Source organism: Vibrio sp. PSi01 (assembly GCF_054960695.1).
Genome location: NZ_JBHNYN010000065.1, coordinates 1 through 288 on the forward strand (window position 1 = coordinate 1; position 288 = coordinate 288).

The following is a 288-nucleotide window of genomic DNA, read 5'->3' on the forward strand; positions in this document are numbered from 1 at the left end:
CTTTCTCCGCGTAAAGGATGGCTTTTATTTTCACTTTTATTAAAAGTGAAGACAAAAGAAACTATCGTGGGCGATTAGCTCAGTTGGGAGAGCACCTGCCTTACAAGCAGGGGGTCACTGGTTCGAGCCCGGTATCGCCCACCATTCTCTAAATATTCTTGGTTATTTACATATCCAAACCACTTCTTTTGTCGTTGGTTGGTATCTTTGACCCTGAGAGTCTTTAGAAAATGTGAATTTTAGAACACTGTTCTTAAAGTCTCATGCTCTTTAACAATTTGGAAAGCT

The 288-nt window shown here is 40.3% G+C and carries 1 tRNA gene; it reads left to right on the forward strand.

Going from position 1 to position 288, the window contains the following annotated elements:
- The first annotated feature begins 68 nt into the window (after positions 1-68).
- Positions 69-144, forward strand: a tRNA-Val gene (locus ACFI6G_RS22270).
- The last annotated feature ends 144 nt before the right edge of the window (positions 145-288 follow it).